This window comes from Streptomyces sp. ME19-01-6, from assembly GCF_033793745.1.
Classification (GTDB): Bacteria; Actinomycetota; Actinomycetes; order Streptomycetales; family Streptomycetaceae; genus Streptomyces.
In genome coordinates, this window is sequence record NZ_JARAXF010000001.1 from 729,662 (window position 1) to 745,785 (window position 16,124).

A 16,124-nucleotide genomic window follows, 5' to 3' on the forward strand; every position below is an offset into this window, starting at 1 on the left:
GCTGAGAACGCGGATTCAGGCCGCCGCGTCGATGGTGACGATGCCTACGGACTCAGTACCGACCAGCAGCAGGCAGGCGCGGAAGCCGTAGTCCTCATCCGAGACCTCGAAAGGAAGGCCGATCCCGTACGCCAGGGGAAGCACACCGCCCGAGCCGCCGGCGACCTGTGTGGTGACGGTGTGGAACAGGTCCCGGCCAAGGAGGACCACCAGCCGATCGCCCGGGAAGCTGGGCTGTGGGTCGTCGTCGATGTCGTAGTCGTCGATTTCCTCCATGGCCCAAGCTCCGCTCCTGGCCTGCTCCAGATTGTGCTCGTCGAAGTCCGTCAGGACGCGCGCCAGAGTCTCGCCATCCAGCCGGCGGAGCTCGGCTTCGTCCTCCTCCCACCACTCGTCGTCCACCAACTCCGCCCGGTGGTCCGACTTCGGCCACCACGTGCGGAACGTGGCGTCGACGGCGCCGGGGGCAGCGAAGTCCAGGTCAAGGCCGTGCGGCTGGACCTTCACGTCGACTTTCATCCGGTCGTTGTTGGTCAGCCACACGAACTCGCCGAGCAGCGCCGCGGCACAGTTGGCGCGGACGGCCAGATCCGCCTGCCGGTACTCGCCCTCAGTGAGCGTGGGAGGTGCCGCGATCTCGCCGGCCAGCACACGGGAAGGGTCCGGCCACAGTCCATCGGAGGACGGCAGCGGCACCGAGGGGGCTATGGACAGCCGGAACGTGTTCCCGTTGAGATGCCGACCGAGCAGATGCAGCTCATCGTCGAGCGGATGGCCGCCCGGCTCCGTGGCGGCGGTGACACGCACCAGGTCGTGAAGGCCCTCCGCCAGTTCCCTGGCCAGTGCTGCGATCAGCTCGCGAGCCCGTTCGTCCGGCGTCGCGGGTCCCGACGAGAGTGCGCCGGTCAGCAACCGGCTGACATGTTCGGTTACTTCGCCGACCGGACGCGCACTCGTCCATGGCTCTGCCGGGTGCTCAATCGCATGGTTCAGCACCTCGACGGCCACCGGATGACGGTGCCCTGATGTCCCCCCGCCCGTGAACGCTCCGGGAAACCGGCCGTACTCGGCGATCTCCGGCAGCGTCGGCGACGAATCCCACGACCGCTCGCTCGGCGACGGCGCGCTCCCCATGGCCGTCGTCAACCGGTAGGCGGGGCACCCGTTCCCGGGATGTTCCGGCGCCCAACGCTGCAACAGGTGCGTCGCGGCAACCAGCTCGAGCGATGTCATCCCGTTCTCTTTCCTGAGTGCTGATGAAAGTCGACTAGTCGCCATGCGATGCCCAGGGTCTTGGCGATGTGTTCGAGTCGGCGGGCGACGCTGCTGTGGTGCAGGTGAAGCAGTTCGGCGGCCTGGCGCAGGGAGCCGGTGGTGCAGTAGGCGTCCAGCGTCTCCAGATCTTGCGGGCTGTCGGTGATGCGGGCGATCGCGGCCACGTCGGGGTTGTCACGGGCGCTGTCCTGGGGCACCTGCGCGAGCAGCGCCAACGCTCCCAGTTCGGCGTAGGGGACGACTGGTTGGCGTGGTGTGGTGAAGCGGAGGGCGGTGCGGGCTTGCCGCCAGGACAGGTCGGGGCGTTCGGCGATGCCGATGCCCGCGTGCACGCCTGCGGGAAACCGGGCCGGGTCCACCGTGGTCGCCAGGATGACGCCCGTGTCGGCGAGCGGTGCCGCCTTGACCGTACGGGCCGGGCCGACCAGGGCGCCCACCTGGCCGAGGGGAAGCGGCGAGCGTACGGCGACGACGTGGGCCGGCAGGTCGGCGGCGAATCCCAAGAGCCGTAGCGCTCGGGTTCGGGCGGCTTCGTCGGTGTCGGAGCTGATGGCCAGTTCGACGAGGGCGGGGTCGGCCATGGTGGTGTTGGCCGGGCCGTAGCGTTCGACGACCGCGGCCGCGGCGATGGCGAGCCGGACCAGGAGCACTTCGTCGAGCGAGTTCGGCAGGCCGGGGCGTTCCAGCCACACCGTGCCGATCTCCTCCTCGTCGAGGGTGATCGGGACCGTGGTGGACGCGGGGTGCGGCGGATCGGATGCCTGCTTGCCGTCGGGCGAGCTGCGGATCAGTCGTCCGGTGCCGTGAAGCCGCATCCCGACCACGCACCCGGCCAGGCCGGCCGAGGCCCGGGCGAGCGCCGGGAGGTCCACCCGTCGGCGCATCACGTGTCGTAGAACGCGACGATGCGGACCGCGCCGTGGGCGCACGCGTCCAGGTGCGACAGCCGTTCCGCGAGAGCCTCCATGGCCCAAGGATAGGACCTGGCCGATGCGCCGAACGGTGCGCGATGACGGCAGGGTCCGCAACGGGTGGCGGATGAGCCCGTGGGCGGCAGCGCCCAGGATGGTCGTCGTGGATCCCGAACTCGAACCCTTCATCCCGCTGGTCCCGAAAGCCGACCTGACCGACCCGGTCACCGACCGCGTGAACTACGCCGAGCGAGCCGCGGCGGCACCGGCACCGGACACGTCAGGAATGGAGATCGAAAACCGCACCGTGCCCGCCGAACCGGACGTGCCAGTGCGGATCTACCGCCCGAACGGGGCACACGGCACCCTCGTCTGGCTGCACGGCGGCGGATGGGTCATGGGAGACCTGGACACCGATCACCACTTCGCCACCCGGATCGCAGCCGCCTCCGGCGCGATGGTGATCTCGGTGGACTACCGCCGGCCCCCCGAGCACCGGTTCCCGGCCGCCCTGGACGACACCTACGCCGTGCTGGCCTGGACCGCCGACCACGCGTCCGAGCTGGGCATCGACCCGAACCGGGTCGCCGTCGGCGGACACAGCGCCGGCGCCGGCCTCGCAGCCGCGACCGCGTTGCGGGCGCGTGACCGGCACGGGCCCGCCATCCGCTGCCAACTGCTCAACCAGCCCGTGCTGGACGACCGTCAGGAGACGTGGTCACAGCGGAACTTCACCGACACGCCCTCGCACGACCGCGACACACTCACCGCAGCGTGGCGGCACTACCTGGGCTCCCAGCCCGCCACACCCTACGCCGCCCCGGCGCGGGCCGCCGACCTGTCCGGCCTGCCACCGGCTTACCTCGCGACCGCCGAGTTCGACCCGCTCCGCGACGAAGGCATCACCTACGCGCTCCGCCTGCTGCAGGCCGGCGTCTCGGTCGAACTGCACCAGTGGCCCGGCACCTTCCACGGCTCGCTGGCGGTCCTGACCGCCGACGTTCGACGCAACCCTCGCCGCGGACTACGAATCCCCCGGCCCCCGGCCAAGGTCAGGGGCCGGCGGTGTTCGCGAGGCGTTCGTGTCAATCTTGCTTGGGTCCGGTCTGCTGCACGACCTCGAACGACCACAGCGTGGACCCGGAGGCGGCGGGCTTCTGCTGCGGAGCGCCCTCCCCGCCGCGCTGGTGGGCCGCCTTCATGGGGCCCTCCATCCACGCCTGGAAGTCCTCTTCGCTGCGCCACCTTGTGTAGACGAGGTAAGTGTCAGTCCCTTCGACCGGCCGAAGCAGCTCGAACCACTCGAACCCGTCGGAGTTCTCGACCGTCCCGGCCCGCGATGCGAAGCGCTTCTCCAGCACCTCGCGCTGCTCCTCGGGGACCGTCAGCGCATTGATCTTCACGATACTCATGCCCCCATCCTGCCTCAGCGCCCCTGCAGATCCGGGGCGGGACCCGGGCCGGGGCTTCGTCCCGTACGACAACGGGCGACCGGTCCGGTCCTGGTGGTCAGCGCATCAGCGTCGAGCACCACCGCCGCTCAGATCGCCGACGCCGTCGAGCACGGCTGGGCGGAGATCGCCGTGCCCGCCGCACTGCTCAGCGCGAGCGACCCCGCCCTGCTGGCCGAGCTGGAACAGCAGACCGTGGCCTGTCTCTCGGCGAGCCGCCATGTCGTCGTGCACACCATCCGAGGCGCTGACGACCCGCGCTACGCGGCTACCGGCGCGGTGGACGCCGCGCACGTCGGCAAGCTCCTCGGCACACTGGTCGCCGGCATGACCACCCGAGGGCTCACTCGGGACATCGCCGTGTTCGGCGGTGACACCTCCAGTCACGTCCTGCTCGCCATGGGGTGCGTCAACTGCGCCTGAATGCCCAATTCGTCACCGCAGGGCCCGTCTGCCGCAGCGACGACGAAGCAGCGATCGCCGGCTGCCGGCTGCTGCTCAAGGGCGGCCAGGTCGGCCCGGTCGACGTTGGCGGCACCGAGACCGGCGCCCTGCTGGAGTCTGCGGGGGTCGCCGTTCACGCCGTACAGCGTGCGGGCTATGCCGTCGCCGGCCGCGGTGTGATCGTCAGCGGGGCCGGACCGGTCGGTATGGTCGTGGCCCGTCTGGCACATCTCATGGGCGCCGCATACGTCATCGTGTGGAGCCCAACTCCTTCCGTCGCGCCCAGGCCGAACGCCTCGGTGTCATCACGATGGAGCCCGGAGAGGCGGTCGTCGAGCGCAGCCGCGAACTGAACGGCCGCCGCGGTGGTGCCGACGTTGCCTTCGAGTGCTCGGGAGCGGCAGCGGCTCTGCCCGCGCTCTCGACGCGGTCCGGACGGAAGGCAGTGTCGTGACCGTCGGGCATCCCAGCCGACCGGTGCCCGTCGACATCGCCGCCCACGTCAACAAAAAGGGTCAACCGCTCTTGGAACTCCAAATCTCTGACCCGGCGGATCAACGCCGTGGCGCCGCGCAGTTCCTTGCGACCGGGCCTGATGCAGCAGATCGCTTCGGTGGCGGCCAGGAGCAGCGAGATGGTGAGGGTGCCGAGCGACGCCGGCGACTACGGTTTTCCTCAAAGGCACCAACGACTGCCGGAGACCTCTGGAGTCAGAGCCCTCGCCGGCCTCTGCTCTCGGTCCGGCGAGGATGCCGGTGGTGAGGTCGTCGAGGTTGTCGAGGACGAGTCGGGCGAGGTCGGTTCGGGCGTCGCTCGCCACCCACATGTCGAGTCCGACCCGGAAGGCGGCGACCGCGGCTGCGGCGACGAGCCTCGGGCGCCGGTCGTCGTCGGCCTCGTGGAGGCTAGTTGCGGTGACGCGAAGGGCGAGCTGCTCGAAGCCGGAGAACACAGTGGCCATCCCGGCTTGCAGTGCTGGGGTGTCGGCGACGAGCCGGAGCCGGGTCGGCGGCGGGGCGGGTGCGGGGCCGGCCGTACGGGCCACGGACCTTGATGCGTTCCAGGACGGCGGTGAAGCGGGGGCTGTCGGCGGCCTGGCCGGGGGCGAGGGCGAAGGACAGGGGGCGGCAGCGGCGGTCCGCCGACAGGTGCACCTTGCTGGGACCGTGCCTCCGTCCATGCGTCTCCCGCGGCGCATGGGCGGGGGGCTTGCGCCTTCACCTGCGACCGGGCCGGACTGCGCGGTGGTTGATGTCAGAGGCGCGCAGTACGGTCCGGTCATGGCAGCCAGCATCGATCTGACCCTCGACTGTACGGACGCCCGGCTCCTCGCCGAGTTCTGGAAGACCGCGCTGGGATATGTCGACGAGCCGCCGCCTCCTCCCTTCAGGACCCGGGAGGAGTGGCTGGCGCAGTTCGACCTGCCGGAAGACGACTCCGTGGACGACGGGGCGTGGCTGTGCGATCCGGGCGGTGTCGGCCCCCGGCTGTCCATTCTCAAGGTCCCCGAGCCCAAGACGGCGAAGAACCGGCTGCACATCGACATCCGGCTGCCGGTTAACGGCGGTGCCGAGGACCGGTGGGCGCGGATCAAGGTGGAGGCGGAGCGCTTGGTGAGGGCGGGCGGGATGGTGGTGGCGGAGGTCGACGAGCATCACATCGTGATGGCCGACCCCGAGGGCAACGAGTTCTGCGTCGCCGCTGCCTCGGCCTCGGTCTGAGATCCGTCGGCCCGCGCCTGGCCCCGGCGGCGGTCGGCTCTACAGGTCGAGGGGCCAGACTCGGAGTTCGGCGTAGGGGCCCGCGGTGATGATGACGGTGCGGCCGTCCGGTTCGGTGATGCGGATGGCTCGGATTTCGCCGGTGTGGGCGGTGAAGGGCGCTGCCGCCGGGCCCCCGTTGGCGAGGTCCCAGGTGTGGACGGTGCCGTCCTTGGCGCCGGTCACGGCTACCTGACGGCCCTTCAGCGGTGCGACGTGCATGCCCGTGACATCCCTTCACCTTACCTGACCTGGCCTTTCGCGGCGTCCGCGGCTGGGTTTCGGAGCATCGGGAAAGGAGGTCGGATGGATCGGAACATACGTACTGTGACGACGTGTTGAGACCCCTGGATGGCCCTGTTCCGCCGCCCCGGTCATGGCTCCGCCGTCCCCTAGCCGGCGGCCGGCCGGTACGTGCACACCTGCACGCCCGTGCCGCTGGTGACCGAGGAGACCAGTTCCAGCGCGCGCAGCACGCCGTCGCCGGGGAAGATGGTCTTTCCGCCGCCGAGGATCACCGGCATGCGCATCAGCAGGAGCTCGTCGAACAGGCCCTCGTGCAGGAGGGTGCGGACGAGCGTGGGGCTGCCCATGACCAACAGGTCGCCGCCTTCGGCGCCGTGCAGCTCGCGGATGCGGGCGACGGCCTCGTCGCCGCCGATGCGGGTGGTGTTGTCCCAGGTCAGCTGGTCGTCGCCCAGGGTCTGGGACACCACGTACTTCCGGATGGAGTTCATCTGGTCGGCGAACGGGTCGCCGGCCCGCTCGGGCCACGCCGCGGCCATCGTCTGCCAGGTGCGGCGCCCGAACAGCAGGGCGCCGGCCTTGGACAGCGCGTCCGCGAAGGCGCCGCCCACCACCTCCGGGTCGAAGAACGGGTGGGTCCAGCCGCCGTGCGCGAAGCCGCCCTCGGTGTCCTCCTCGGGGCCGCCCGGTGCCTGTACGACACCGTCCAGGCTGATGAACTGACTGATCACGATGCGCACGGGACTTGCTCCTCCTGGTCGTTGCGGGGCTTGCGGTGATGAAGACCGCCGAGCCGCGCCGAAGTCATCGCGCCCACTCGCTCCGGTGGTGTGACGCGTGACACACCGGAGGGGCGGTCAGAGCCTACGGCCGAAGAGGTCCAGAAGCGCGGTCCAGGTAGAGGAGGACCGCGGGATGGGGGCTGTCGTCGTCGGGGTGGGCCAGATAGGCGTCGGCGGTGCCGTCCGGGGTGGGAATATCCACAAATGTTCCATGCGTGGTGGTCATCGGTGCCGCTCCTCTTTTGTCTCGTGTGCCTGCACCTGGTTGGCAGTTCAAGAAATGCGCAAGGTTCCCGCATGGCGTCACCAGGACCGTGGTTCGCGGCGGTCGGTTGGTCGGCCGCATCACCGTATCCGGAGGGAATCACCCATGAAGCGCACGCCTCTTATGGTCTCCGCCGTCGTGGCCTCGTCGCTGGCCGTCATGGTCTCGGCGACGACGGCGGAGGCCGCCTCGCGCCCCGCCATCGCGAAGTCGATACTCAACCACCGGGGCATCACCCTGGCCACGACGCACGACAGCGGCGTCCGGGACAAGGCGAACGCCAAGCAGAACATCGTGGACACCGCCGCCGGGCGGAAGGCCAGGCGCAGCGGCTACGGCACCGCCCCCGGCGGATCGGTCACGCTCAACAAGAGCATGCTGAACGCGATGCTGAAGCTGAACACCGCAAAGAGGTTCACCTTCAGGGTCACCGAGGTCGCGGGCGGCAGTCACTCGCGCGGCTCGAAGCACTACGCGGGCCGGGCCTTCGACGTCGGCACGGTCAACGGCAAGCGGGTCAGCACCGGGGGGCAGGGCCGCGACAACGCCAAGAAGTTCATGAGGGCCTGCCGGTCCTACGGCGCCGTCCTCGTCCTGGGCCCCGGCGACGCCGGGCACGCCACCCACGTCCACTGCCAGTGGTGACATCGGGACGGACCTCACGGACTCATCCGGTCGAGTGAGCGGTACTTTTCGGACAACCCTTGGCGGCGGTCAGGTGACGAGGGGGTGTTCCGCGTCTGAGTACAGGGCTCAGTAAGGTCTCAAATATCCGGAGCGAATGACGAGGGCGAGTGGGGGAGCGGCAGGGCGTGGCGAACGTGGAGCGAAGCGGACTGGGGACAAACCCGGGCTCGGGGCCCCGCCCCGGTGCCGTCGGGGCGCGGACGTCGCGAAACGCACTGGTGCTCGGAGCGCTGTGGCTCCTCGCCGGGGTGCTGGCCGTCCGTCAGGCCGCGGCGGTGCTGCGGCTGCCGCCCGACGAGCGGCTGACCGATCTCGAGACCTGGATCGGTGAGCGGGGCGTCCTGCATGTGAGCGGGTCGCTGTACGACGGGCAGGCGTTCACCGGGACCCCCTTCTCCGGACTGGTGCTCAAGCCGCTGACGCGCGCCGCCGAGCAGAGCCTCGGCTACGCCTGGACCTTCGGCACCCTGCTGCTGGTCGTGGTGCTCGGCCTGGTCGCGGCCCGCTCCCTGCCCGGCCCGGTCTCCCGGCGCACCTCGCTGCTCGCCGCGCCCGTGGCGATCAGCCTGCTGGTGCTGTCCCTGCCCGTACGGAACACCTTCACGCTCGGTCAGACCAGCATCATCCCGGTGGTGCTGGTGCTGCTCACCGTTCTGCCCAGGACCTCCGGGCGGCAGGCGGGCGTGCTGATCGGCGTGGCCGCGGCGCTGCAGCCCGCGCTGCTGCTGTTCGGGGTGGTCCTGTGGCTCGTCGGGCGGCGGCGCGCGGCGGCCGTCGCGGGCGCCACCTTCGCCGCCTGCTCCGCGCTCGCCTGGGTCCTGATGCCGCACGACTCGTGGACGTACTGGATCCACCACTTCGGCGGTGCCGGGCTCGGCGCGCCCGCGGACAGCCTGGCCAACCAGTCCCTGCACGGGCTGCTGCTGCGGATCGGTCTTTCGGGCCCGGCCGAGCTGGCGCTGCTGGCGGTGCTCGCCGTGGCGGTGGCCGTGGTCGGCCTGCGGCGCGCCGCGCACTACGCCAAGGACGGGCAGCTGCTGCTGGCGGCGGCGATCACCGGCAGTGTGGCGCTGGCGATTTCGCCCACGTCCTGGCAGTACCAGCAGCTGTGGATCCTGCTGGCCGTCGTCGGCCGGGTCGGCAAACGCGCGTCGGACCGGCTGGTGTGGCCGGTGCTGGTGGTGCTGGCGATGACCCTCAACCGCCGTGCGCTGCTGCCCGATATCGAAATTCTGGGTCATATCGGATATAACGCACCGCTGCTGGCGGCCCTCGCCGCCGCCTGCCTGGTGCCCTTCCTGTCCCGCACCTCCCCGGCATGGGACAACCCGGCCCCGACCCCCGTCGCGGAACCGGTCCAGGGGCGCCACGCCTGGGTGCCGCTGCTGCGCTTCGTACGGCGGCCGCTGTCCCGCCCGAACCTGCTGCTCGAGCTGATGTTCATCCGTATCGGTTACTTCGGGTACTCCTACGTCCGCGCGCACGCCCCTGATTCGCGGACTCTCGCGGAGAGCCACGGGCACCAGATCCTCACCGCCGAGAAGTGGCTGAGCATCGACATCGAGCACTGGTTCAACAGCGTGGTGGCGGACACACCATGGCTGAGGGACACCATGAACTGGTACTACAGCACCTTCCACTTCCTGGTGCCGCTGTCCCTGCTGGCCTGGCTGTATCTGCGCCGCCCCGTCACCTACCGCTGGGCCCGCACCCCGCTGGCCTTGGCCACGATGCTCGCGCTGGTCGGCTTCTGGCTCTACCCGACCGCTCCGCCGCGCCTGATGGGCCTCGGCTTCATCGACACCGCACACGGACCGCAGGACCTGGACAACCCGGACTTCGGCGCGCTGACCGAGCTGTCCAACCAGTACGCGGCCATGCCCTCGCTGCATGTGGGGTGGTCGCTGTGGTGCGGGGTCGTCATCGCGATCGTGGCGCCGTATGTGTGGATGAAGGTGCTCGGGCTGCTGTATCCGCTGATGACCACCGCGGTCATCGTCGGTACGGCGAACCACTGGGTGCTGGACGCGGTCGGCGGCGCGGTGGTCGTGTCGGCCGGGTTCGGCCTGCAGTATCTGCTGTTCGGTGTCGGGAAGCGGCCGAAGGAGGAGCCCGCCGGTCCACTGTGGCCGCCGAGGTTCCGGAAGCGGGGGCCGGAGTCGGGGCCGGAGTCGGAGTCGGCGGCGCCCGCGCTGGTGGTGTCGGTGCCGGGGCCGTCCAAGGAGCCCGACTCCGAGGCCGCCGAGCCGACGGAGGTCGCCGGGCCGGGCTCGCGTTGAAGGGTGTGACAAAGGGCATTAGCGTGGAAAGCAGGGGTCGGGTCCGGCCGCGCGAGGCGTGATACGGGGCCCGCGCCCAGGGGCCGATCAAGGGGGGTCCACGCTCGGAGGAGTGATCCCCCATGTCTCTTGCCATGGCGGTTACGGCGGCGGCCGCGGCGTCGATGGTCGCGGCGTCCCCCGCGGTCTCACCGCCCTGCCCCGTCGCGCTGGTCCACGCGAAGTTCGCGCAGGCCGCCGAGGCCCGTACGCACGAGGCGGTGACGTACAACACCAAGCTGGTGCCCACCTCCGCCGTGGTCGTCGCCGTGCAGTTCCTGGGCAAGCCGCGGTACGGGCACGAGCACGGGCACCGGCACGAGCACTACCGCATGCACGGCGCAGCCCAGGACGCGCCCAGCGGGCAGGGCACACAGAGCACGCCGACCGGCACCCCGAGCACACCCAGTGGCACACCGAGCCCGCAGGGCACGCAGGGCAAGCACGAAGGCACCAGCGTCATGGTGTGGCTGCACGGCGCCAAGGCGAACCACACCTTCGGCGTGCATGTCCATACGAAGCCGTGCGGGACCATGCCCGATGACTCGGGTCCGCATTACCAGAACATGAAGGACCCGAAGCAGCCGTCGACCAACCCGAAGTACGCCAATCCGCACAACGAGGTGTGGCTGGATCTCACCACCGACAAGTACGGTGACGGCCACTCCGTGACGCATGTGAACTGGCGCTTCCGGGACTCGGAGGCGCGCTCCATCGTGATCCACGAGCATGCGACCGCCACGCAGAAGGGCAAGGCGGGGATGGCGGGCGCGCGGGTGGCGTGCATCAAGGTGCCGTTCAAGGGAACCCAGGGGTAACGGCGCCGCCGGTCAGGGCGTGGCGGGCGCCTGCGGCGCGGGGGTCAGCAGCCCGCGGCGCACCGACGCGTCGCGGACCTCCTCGTACAGCGCGCGCAGCGTCTCGCTGACGGCCACCCGTGGCAGCTGCAGCCGGTCGAGGGCGTCGGCGTCCATGGTGGCGTTGGTGTCGGTGGGCACGTCGTGCCAGCCCTGGCCGGTGAGGTACCGCATCAGTGCCGGGTTGAGCCGGTCCACCCCGCGTACCAGGCAGGCCTCGGGCGTACGGCCCTCCTCGTACTCGTGCCACAGGGCCAGGAACTCGGGCCGCAGCGCGTCCGGCAGCGAGGCGAAGGGGTTTTCGGCGGGGTCGGCTGAGGGGTCGGGGTCGGCTGAAGGACCGGGGTCGAGCTCGACCAGGTCGTGCATCAGGCAGAGCTTGAGCATCTTGGTCAGGTCGAGGCAGTGGCCGGCCTCCCGCTCGAACTCGGCGTGCAGTATCCAGCTGACCATCGCCAGGTGCCAGGAGTGCTCGGCCACGCTCTCCTTCCGTGTCGGCGTGGCGTTGTTGGGGCGCTCGACCTCCCGCAGCCGGGCCGTGAAGGCGATGAAGTCGAAGAGTCTTCGAAACGCGTGCTCGTGCTGGGCGCCCGGCGTGCCGCTCGTGTCGTTCATGGCGGACAGTGTGCCCCCGGCCGGGGCCACAGCGGCACTCCCGGGACGGGGCAGTGCGCCGCCGATCACTGGTGGTCAGCCGTATGTCACCTGCAGCTCTTTGATCCCGTTCAGCCACGGCGACCGCAGCCGCCGCGGCTCGCCCGCGAGCCGGATGTCCGGCATGGCGTCCGCGATCGCGTTGAAGATGAGACGGATCTCCAGCTCCGCGAGGCTCTTGCCCAGGCAGAAGTGCGGGCCTCCGCCGCCGAAGCCCAGGTGGGGGTTGGGGTCGCGGGTGATGTCGAAGGCCTCGGGCCGGTCGAAGACCTCCGGGTCGTGGTTGGCGGAGGAGTAGAAGATGCCGACCCGCTGGCCCGCGGCGATCCGCTGCCCGCCCAGCTCGGTGTCCTGGGTGGCGGTGCGCTGGAAGGACATGACCGGGGTGGCCCACCGCACGATCTCGTCCGCGGCGGTGGCCGGGCGCTCGCGCTGGAACAGCTCCCACTGGTCGGGGTGGGTGAGGAAGGCGTGCATGCCGTGGCTGATGGCGTTGCGCGTGGTCTCGTTGCCCGCGACCGCGAGGAGCAGGACGAAGAAGCCGAACTCGTCGGAGGCGAGGTTGCCCTGGTCCTCGGCGGCGACCAGCTGGCTGACGATGTCCTTGGCCGGGCAGGCCTTGCGGTCGGCGGCCAGGTTCATGGCGTACGAGATCAGCTCCATGGCCGACTCCGCGCCGATCTCCTCGGTGATGGCGAGCTCCGGGTCGTCGTACGCCACCATCTTGTTGGACCAGTCGAAGATCTTGGAGCGGTCCTGCTGGGGAATGCCGACCAGCTCGGCGATGGCCTGCAGCGGCAGTTCGCAGGCCACATCGGTGACGAAGTCGCCGCTGCCGTCCTCCTTGGCCCCGGCCACGATCCGCGCGGCGCGCTCGCGCAGGGCGTCCTCCAGTGCGCGGATCGCGCGGGGGGTGAAGCCGCGCTGGACGATCTGGCGGACCCGGGTGTGCTCGGGCGGGTCCATGTTGAGCATGATCAGCTTCTGGACGTCGATCTGGTCGCGGTGGATGTGTTCGTTGAAGCGGATGATCGCGGTGTTGAGGTGGGAGGAGAAGATCTCCGGTTTGGTCGACACCTCTTTGACGTCGGCGTGGCGGGTGACGGCCCAGTACCCGTCGTCGTCGAAGCCCGCGACTCCGTGCGGCTGGGGGATCCACCACACCTTGGCGGTCTGCCTCAGCTGGGCGAACTCCGGGAGCGGCAGGCGCTGCTGGTAGAGGTCGGGGTCGGTGAAGTCGAATCCTTCGGGAAGCGCTGGACAGGACATCGGCCACTCCAGATCTGACGGCCTATCAGAAGTGTGGAGAAGGTAGTAACGGGTTCTACAAGTGGCAAGTGCTATGGCCGCCTTTGTTGCGCCGGGCGGGCGCGCGACGGGCGAGAGGCGGGTCAACAACGGGCGTGCAAGCCCCTTGCGTCGCCGGGCCGGGCCTCAGCAGACTGATTGAGGAACTAGAACGCGTACTAGTTCCGTCGCGGGCGCTGCCGGGAGCCCCGCGGAAACTGGAGAGGACGGACGAGTCATGGCCGCGGAACCCGTCATCGTCGAAGCCGTACGCACCCCCATCGGCAAGCGCGGAGGCGCGCTCGCCAATCTGCACCCCGCCTATCTGCTCGGTGAGACGTACCGCGAACTCCTCGCCCGTACCGGCATCCAGCCCGACTGTGTGGAACAGATCGTCGGCGGTACGGTCACCCACGCCGGCGAGCAGTCCATGAACCCCGCACGCAACGCCTGGCTCGCCGTCGGCCTGCCGTACGAGACCGCGGCCACGACCGTCGACTGCCAGTGCGGCTCCTCGCAGCAGGCCAACCACATGGTGGCCAACATGGTGGCGACCGGGGTCATCGACGTCGGCATCGGCTGCGGTGTCGAGGCCATGTCGCGGGTGCCGCTGGGCAGCGGCTCGAAGCACGGGCCCGGAAAGCCGTTTCCGGACGAGTGGAACGTCGACCTGCCCAACCAGTTCGAGGCGGCGGAGCGGATCGCCCGCCGCCGCGGGCTCACCCGGGAGAAGGTCGACTCCCTCGGCCTCATCTCGCAGGAGCGGGCCGCCCGGGCGTGGGCGGAGGAGCGCTTCAAGCGTGAGACCTTCGCGGTGCAGGTGCCGACGACCGAGGAGGAACAGGCGGCCGGGCAGGGCATGTGGCGGCTCGTCGACCGGGACGAGGGGCTGCGCGACACCAGTATGGAGGCGCTCGGCGGGCTCAAGCCGGTGATGCCGACCGCCGTGCACACCGCGGGCAACTCCTCCCAGATCTCCGACGGCGCGGCCGCGGTGATGTGGGCGTCCAAGCGCATGGCGCGGGCGCTCAAACTTAAAGCCCGCGCGCGGATCGTCGCCCAGGCGCTGGTCGGCACCGATCCGCACTACCACCTGGACGGGCCGGTGGACGCGACCCGCGCGGTGCTCGGCAAGGCGGGGATGACGCTCAAGGACATCGACGTCGTCGAGATCAACGAGGCGTTCGCGTCGGTGGTGTTGTCGTGGGCGCAGGTCTTCGAGCAGGATTTGGAGAAGGTGAACGTCAACGGCGGCGCGATAGCGCTGGGACACCCGGTCGGGGCCACCGGCGCCCGCCTGATCACCACGGCGCTGCATGAACTGGAGCGGGCCGACAAGGAGTTCGCGCTGATCACGATGTGCGCGGGTGGCGCCCTGGCGACCGGGACGATCATTCAGCGCCTTTGACCAGGGCGTGCAGCGCGGGCCGCAGGGCGGCGGCGATTTCCTCGGGGGAAGCGCGGCGCAGGTCGTCGATGCCGAGCAGCTGATGGCCGATGGTCACCCCGACCATGGTGGCGACGGCCAGCGCGGCGTGCAGGCGCGCGTCCTGGTGCCCGGCTTGGCGCCCGTCCTGGTGCCCGGCTGACATGGCCGCCGCGAGCTCGGTGATCTGATGGTCGAGGGCGGCGCGGGCCGCCTCCGCCGCCTCCGGGTGGGTGAGCATGGAGCGCAGCATCGCCAGCGAGGCCTCCGGCAGCCCGCCGATCTTCATCCCGAGCGAGGCCAGCAGCGAATCCGTCAGTGCCTCGGGGCCGTCGGCCCGGGGCCGGGCCTCCGTCGCCGCGACCGAGGCCCGTACGGCTTGGGAGAACAACTGCTGCTTCGAGCCGAAGTACTGCATGACCAGCGCGGGGTCGACCTGCGCCGCCGAGGCGACCGCACGGATCGTGGTGCGCTCGAAGCCGCGCTCGGCGAACAGCTCGCGGGCGGCGGCGAGGATGCGCTGCTCGGTGTTGCGGCGGCGCTCGGCGCGGGTGGGTCCGGCTGCTGCGGTCATACGTCCGACTCTACCGATCGCTCTACAGCTGTTGACCCAGGTCGCGCTCGCTCTACACTCGTTGAGTCAACGTATGTTGAGCGAAACGCGTGAGTGAACGGAGCGCATCGTCATGCCCGAAACCACCACAGCCACGTCCGAGCCCGACGTAGGGCCACGTGAGATCGTCGAGCGCTTCCACCGCGCGATGCTGAACAAGTCCGCGGACGACCTCGCCGACCTGTACGCGGTCGACGCCCGCCATGAGTTCCCGTTCTCGTTCCCCGGGCTGCCCGCGTGCTTCAACGGGCGCGAGGAGATCCGGGCGGGCTACCGGGCGATGTGGGGAGCGACCCCCGTGGAGGCCGAGACGATCCGCGACGTGGTGATCCATGAGACCGCGGAGGCGGGCACGGTCGTCGTCGAGCAGACGGTGGTCGGGGCGGTGGCGCCGACCGGCCGCCCCGTCACCGTCCCGGGGATCCTGGTGATCCGGGTCCGGGACGGTCTGATCGTCCACACCCGCGACTACATGGACGGGCTCGGCGTGGCCACAGCCACCGACCGCCTGCCGGACCTCGTCGCCGCGCTCGGCCGATAACGCCGCCGGTCAGAGGCAGCCCCCCGGGGCAGTCGGCCCGGGGCTCGAGTCAGCCGCTAGGGCTGTCTGCTTCCTTACGACTCGGTCAACGCCGACCGAGTCGAAGGGAAGCGACACATATGTCAGCTCGCCGCATGCTCACCGGTACCTTTCTGGGGCTCGGAGCCCTGCTCATGACCACCTCCGCGCTGGCACCGGCGGCCGCCGCCGCGCCGGTGCCGGTCACGGCGCTCAACTGCGACGGCAACACGTACAAGTGCGCGGCCAATCTGCAGTACGGGGACGGGAAGTGGGTGGCCGACTGGTCGGTGAACGTGTACCACCAGGGTGTGGCGTCGGAGTCGGAGTCGTCGTCGGTGCGGAGCGCGGCGGCGCCGGTGCCGGTGACGGGGCTGACCTGTGACGGCAACACGTACAAGTGCACGGCGAAGCTCCAGTACGGGGACGGGAAGTGGGTCGCCGACTGGGCGGTGAACGTGTACCACCAGGGTGTGGCGTCGGAGTCGGAGTCGTCGGTGCGGAGCGCGGCGGCGCCGGTGCCGGTGACGGGGCTGACCTGTGACGGCAACACGTACAAGTGCACGGCGAAGCTCCAGTACGGGGACGG

The 16,124-nt window shown here is 70.3% G+C and carries 18 protein-coding genes and 2 pseudogenes; 10 read left to right on the forward strand and 10 right to left on the reverse strand.

Annotated elements, in window-relative coordinates; translation table 11 throughout:
- Positions 1-15: 15 nt before the first annotated feature.
- On the reverse strand, positions 16-1,008 hold the full coding sequence (locus PV419_RS03395; protein WP_319686108.1) for a hypothetical protein: 993 nt from the start codon (positions 1,006-1,008) through the stop codon (positions 16-18).
- Positions 1,009-1,229: 221 nt separating this feature from the next.
- Positions 1,230-2,159 carry a helix-turn-helix domain-containing protein gene (locus PV419_RS03400; protein WP_319686109.1) on the reverse strand — a complete coding sequence of 310 codons (930 nt, stop codon included), beginning with the start codon at positions 2,157-2,159 and terminating at the stop codon, positions 1,230-1,232.
- 313 nt (positions 2,160-2,472) lie between these two features.
- On the opposite strand from PV419_RS03400, the pseudogene PV419_RS03405 reads away from it, so the two are divergent.
- Positions 2,473-3,153: pseudogene (locus PV419_RS03405) on the forward strand (alpha/beta hydrolase); the annotation flags it as partial.
- A 118-nt stretch (positions 3,154-3,271) separates the two neighbouring features.
- Here the strand turns inward: PV419_RS03405 and PV419_RS03410 are convergent.
- The gene (locus PV419_RS03410) at positions 3,272-3,598 is read right to left on the reverse strand and encodes an antibiotic biosynthesis monooxygenase (protein ID WP_319686110.1); all 327 of its coding nucleotides are present in this window, start codon (positions 3,596-3,598) and stop codon (positions 3,272-3,274) included.
- Between the two features lie 93 nt (positions 3,599-3,691).
- Here PV419_RS03410 and PV419_RS03415 point away from each other — a divergent pair, with 93 nt between their 5' ends.
- Together PV419_RS03415 and PV419_RS03420 are read left to right on the forward strand one after the other, a co-directional pair.
- Complete coding sequence (locus PV419_RS03415) at positions 3,692-4,060, forward strand: nucleotide-binding domain containing protein (protein WP_319686111.1); 369 nt, start codon at positions 3,692-3,694, stop codon at positions 4,058-4,060.
- Complete coding sequence (locus PV419_RS03420; protein ID WP_319686112.1) at positions 4,042-4,434, forward strand: hypothetical protein; 393 nt, start codon at positions 4,042-4,044, stop codon at positions 4,432-4,434. The genes PV419_RS03415 and PV419_RS03420 overlap by 19 nt, the downstream gene beginning before the upstream one ends.
- A gap of 149 nt (positions 4,435-4,583) precedes the next feature.
- Here PV419_RS03420 and PV419_RS53140 read toward each other — a convergent pair whose 3' ends face one another.
- Positions 4,584-5,375 carry a hypothetical protein gene (locus tag PV419_RS53140; RefSeq protein WP_415925214.1) on the reverse strand — a complete coding sequence of 264 codons (792 nt, stop codon included), beginning with the start codon at positions 5,373-5,375 and terminating at the stop codon, positions 4,584-4,586.
- On the opposite strand from PV419_RS53140, the gene PV419_RS03425 reads away from it, so the two are divergent.
- Positions 5,362-5,802, forward strand: coding sequence for a VOC family protein (locus PV419_RS03425; protein ID WP_319686113.1), 441 nt, complete (start codon positions 5,362-5,364; stop codon positions 5,800-5,802). The genes PV419_RS53140 and PV419_RS03425 overlap by 14 nt on opposite strands.
- 39 nt (positions 5,803-5,841) lie before the next feature.
- On the opposite strand, the gene PV419_RS03430 is transcribed toward PV419_RS03425, so the two are convergent.
- The 3 genes and pseudogenes from PV419_RS03430 to PV419_RS03440 form a co-directional block, all read right to left on the reverse strand.
- Entirely contained in the window at positions 5,842-6,063 is a 222-nt protein-coding gene (locus PV419_RS03430) for a hypothetical protein (RefSeq protein ID WP_319686114.1), read from the reverse strand.
- Positions 6,064-6,233: 170 nt separating this feature from the next.
- Positions 6,234-6,827, reverse strand: coding sequence for a dihydrofolate reductase family protein (locus PV419_RS03435; protein ID WP_319686115.1), 594 nt, complete (start codon positions 6,825-6,827; stop codon positions 6,234-6,236).
- Positions 6,828-6,978: 151 nt separating this feature from the next.
- Positions 6,979-7,095: pseudogene (locus PV419_RS03440) on the reverse strand (dienelactone hydrolase family protein); the annotation flags it as partial.
- A gap of 144 nt (positions 7,096-7,239) precedes the next feature.
- Here PV419_RS03440 and PV419_RS03445 point away from each other — a divergent pair.
- The 3 genes from PV419_RS03445 (at position 7,240) to PV419_RS03455 (ending at position 10,957) form a co-directional block, all read left to right on the forward strand.
- Complete coding sequence (locus PV419_RS03445) at positions 7,240-7,779, forward strand: hypothetical protein (RefSeq protein WP_319686116.1); 540 nt, start codon at positions 7,240-7,242, stop codon at positions 7,777-7,779.
- A gap of 167 nt (positions 7,780-7,946) precedes the next feature.
- Positions 7,947-10,100 carry a bifunctional glycosyltransferase 87/phosphatase PAP2 family protein gene (locus PV419_RS03450; RefSeq protein ID WP_415925215.1) on the forward strand — a complete coding sequence of 718 codons (2,154 nt, stop codon included), beginning with the start codon at positions 7,947-7,949 and terminating at the stop codon, positions 10,098-10,100.
- Positions 10,101-10,222: 122 nt separating this feature from the next.
- Positions 10,223-10,957, forward strand: coding sequence for a superoxide dismutase family protein (locus PV419_RS03455; protein ID WP_319686117.1), 735 nt, complete (start codon positions 10,223-10,225; stop codon positions 10,955-10,957).
- Positions 10,958-10,969: 12 nt separating this feature from the next.
- Here the strand turns inward: PV419_RS03455 and PV419_RS03460 are convergent, their stop codons facing one another.
- Positions 10,970-11,611 (reverse strand): HD domain-containing protein, encoded by a 642-nt coding sequence (locus PV419_RS03460; protein WP_319686118.1) that lies wholly within the window; start codon positions 11,609-11,611, stop codon positions 10,970-10,972.
- Between the two features lie 75 nt (positions 11,612-11,686).
- Complete coding sequence (locus PV419_RS03465) at positions 11,687-12,919, reverse strand: cytochrome P450 (RefSeq protein ID WP_319686119.1); 1,233 nt, start codon at positions 12,917-12,919, stop codon at positions 11,687-11,689.
- 256 nt (positions 12,920-13,175) lie between these two features.
- On the opposite strand from PV419_RS03465, the gene PV419_RS03470 reads away from it, so the two are divergent.
- Positions 13,176-14,345, forward strand: a complete 1,170-nt coding sequence (locus PV419_RS03470) for a steroid 3-ketoacyl-CoA thiolase (RefSeq protein WP_319686120.1) — start codon at positions 13,176-13,178, stop codon at positions 14,343-14,345.
- Here the strand turns inward: PV419_RS03470 and PV419_RS03475 are convergent.
- Entirely contained in the window at positions 14,329-14,937 is a 609-nt protein-coding gene (locus PV419_RS03475; RefSeq protein ID WP_319686121.1) for a TetR/AcrR family transcriptional regulator, read from the reverse strand. The genes PV419_RS03470 and PV419_RS03475 overlap by 17 nt on opposite strands.
- Positions 14,938-15,049: 112 nt before the next feature.
- Between PV419_RS03475 and PV419_RS03480 the strand changes: the two genes are divergently transcribed.
- Positions 15,050-15,517: a nuclear transport factor 2 family protein gene (locus PV419_RS03480; RefSeq protein WP_319686122.1), complete on the forward strand. Its 468-nt coding sequence runs from the start codon at positions 15,050-15,052 to the stop codon at positions 15,515-15,517.
- 134 nt (positions 15,518-15,651) lie between these two features.
- The coding region (locus PV419_RS03485) for a hypothetical protein (RefSeq protein ID WP_319686123.1) at positions 15,652-16,124 on the forward strand (473 nt) is incomplete at its 3' end.

Bases quoted from the DNA above. Each gene is read 5' to 3' on its own strand.
- PV419_RS03400 (WP_319686109.1), bottom strand. From the start codon at position 2,159: ATGCGCCGACGGGTGGACCTCCCGGCGCTCGCCCGGGCCTCGGCCGGC.
- PV419_RS03410 (WP_319686110.1), bottom strand. From the start codon at position 3,598: ATGAGTATCGTGAAGATCAATGCGCTGACGGTCCCCGAGGAGCAGCGC.
- PV419_RS03425 (WP_319686113.1), top strand. From the start codon at position 5,362: ATGGCAGCCAGCATCGATCTGACCCTCGACTGTACGGACGCCCGGCTC.
- PV419_RS53140 (WP_415925214.1), bottom strand. From the start codon at position 5,375: ATGCTGGCTGCCATGACCGGACCGTACTGCGCGCCTCTGACATCAACC.
- PV419_RS03430 (WP_319686114.1), bottom strand. From the start codon at position 6,063: ATGCACGTCGCACCGCTGAAGGGCCGTCAGGTAGCCGTGACCGGCGCC.
- PV419_RS03445 (WP_319686116.1), top strand. From the start codon at position 7,240: ATGAAGCGCACGCCTCTTATGGTCTCCGCCGTCGTGGCCTCGTCGCTG.
- PV419_RS03455 (WP_319686117.1), top strand. From the start codon at position 10,223: ATGTCTCTTGCCATGGCGGTTACGGCGGCGGCCGCGGCGTCGATGGTC.
- PV419_RS03460 (WP_319686118.1), bottom strand. From the start codon at position 11,611: ATGAACGACACGAGCGGCACGCCGGGCGCCCAGCACGAGCACGCGTTT.
- PV419_RS03465 (WP_319686119.1), bottom strand. From the start codon at position 12,919: ATGTCCTGTCCAGCGCTTCCCGAAGGATTCGACTTCACCGACCCCGAC.
- PV419_RS03470 (WP_319686120.1), top strand. From the start codon at position 13,176: ATGGCCGCGGAACCCGTCATCGTCGAAGCCGTACGCACCCCCATCGGC.
- PV419_RS03475 (WP_319686121.1), bottom strand. From the start codon at position 14,937: ATGACCGCAGCAGCCGGACCCACCCGCGCCGAGCGCCGCCGCAACACC.
- PV419_RS03480 (WP_319686122.1), top strand. From the start codon at position 15,050: ATGCCCGAAACCACCACAGCCACGTCCGAGCCCGACGTAGGGCCACGT.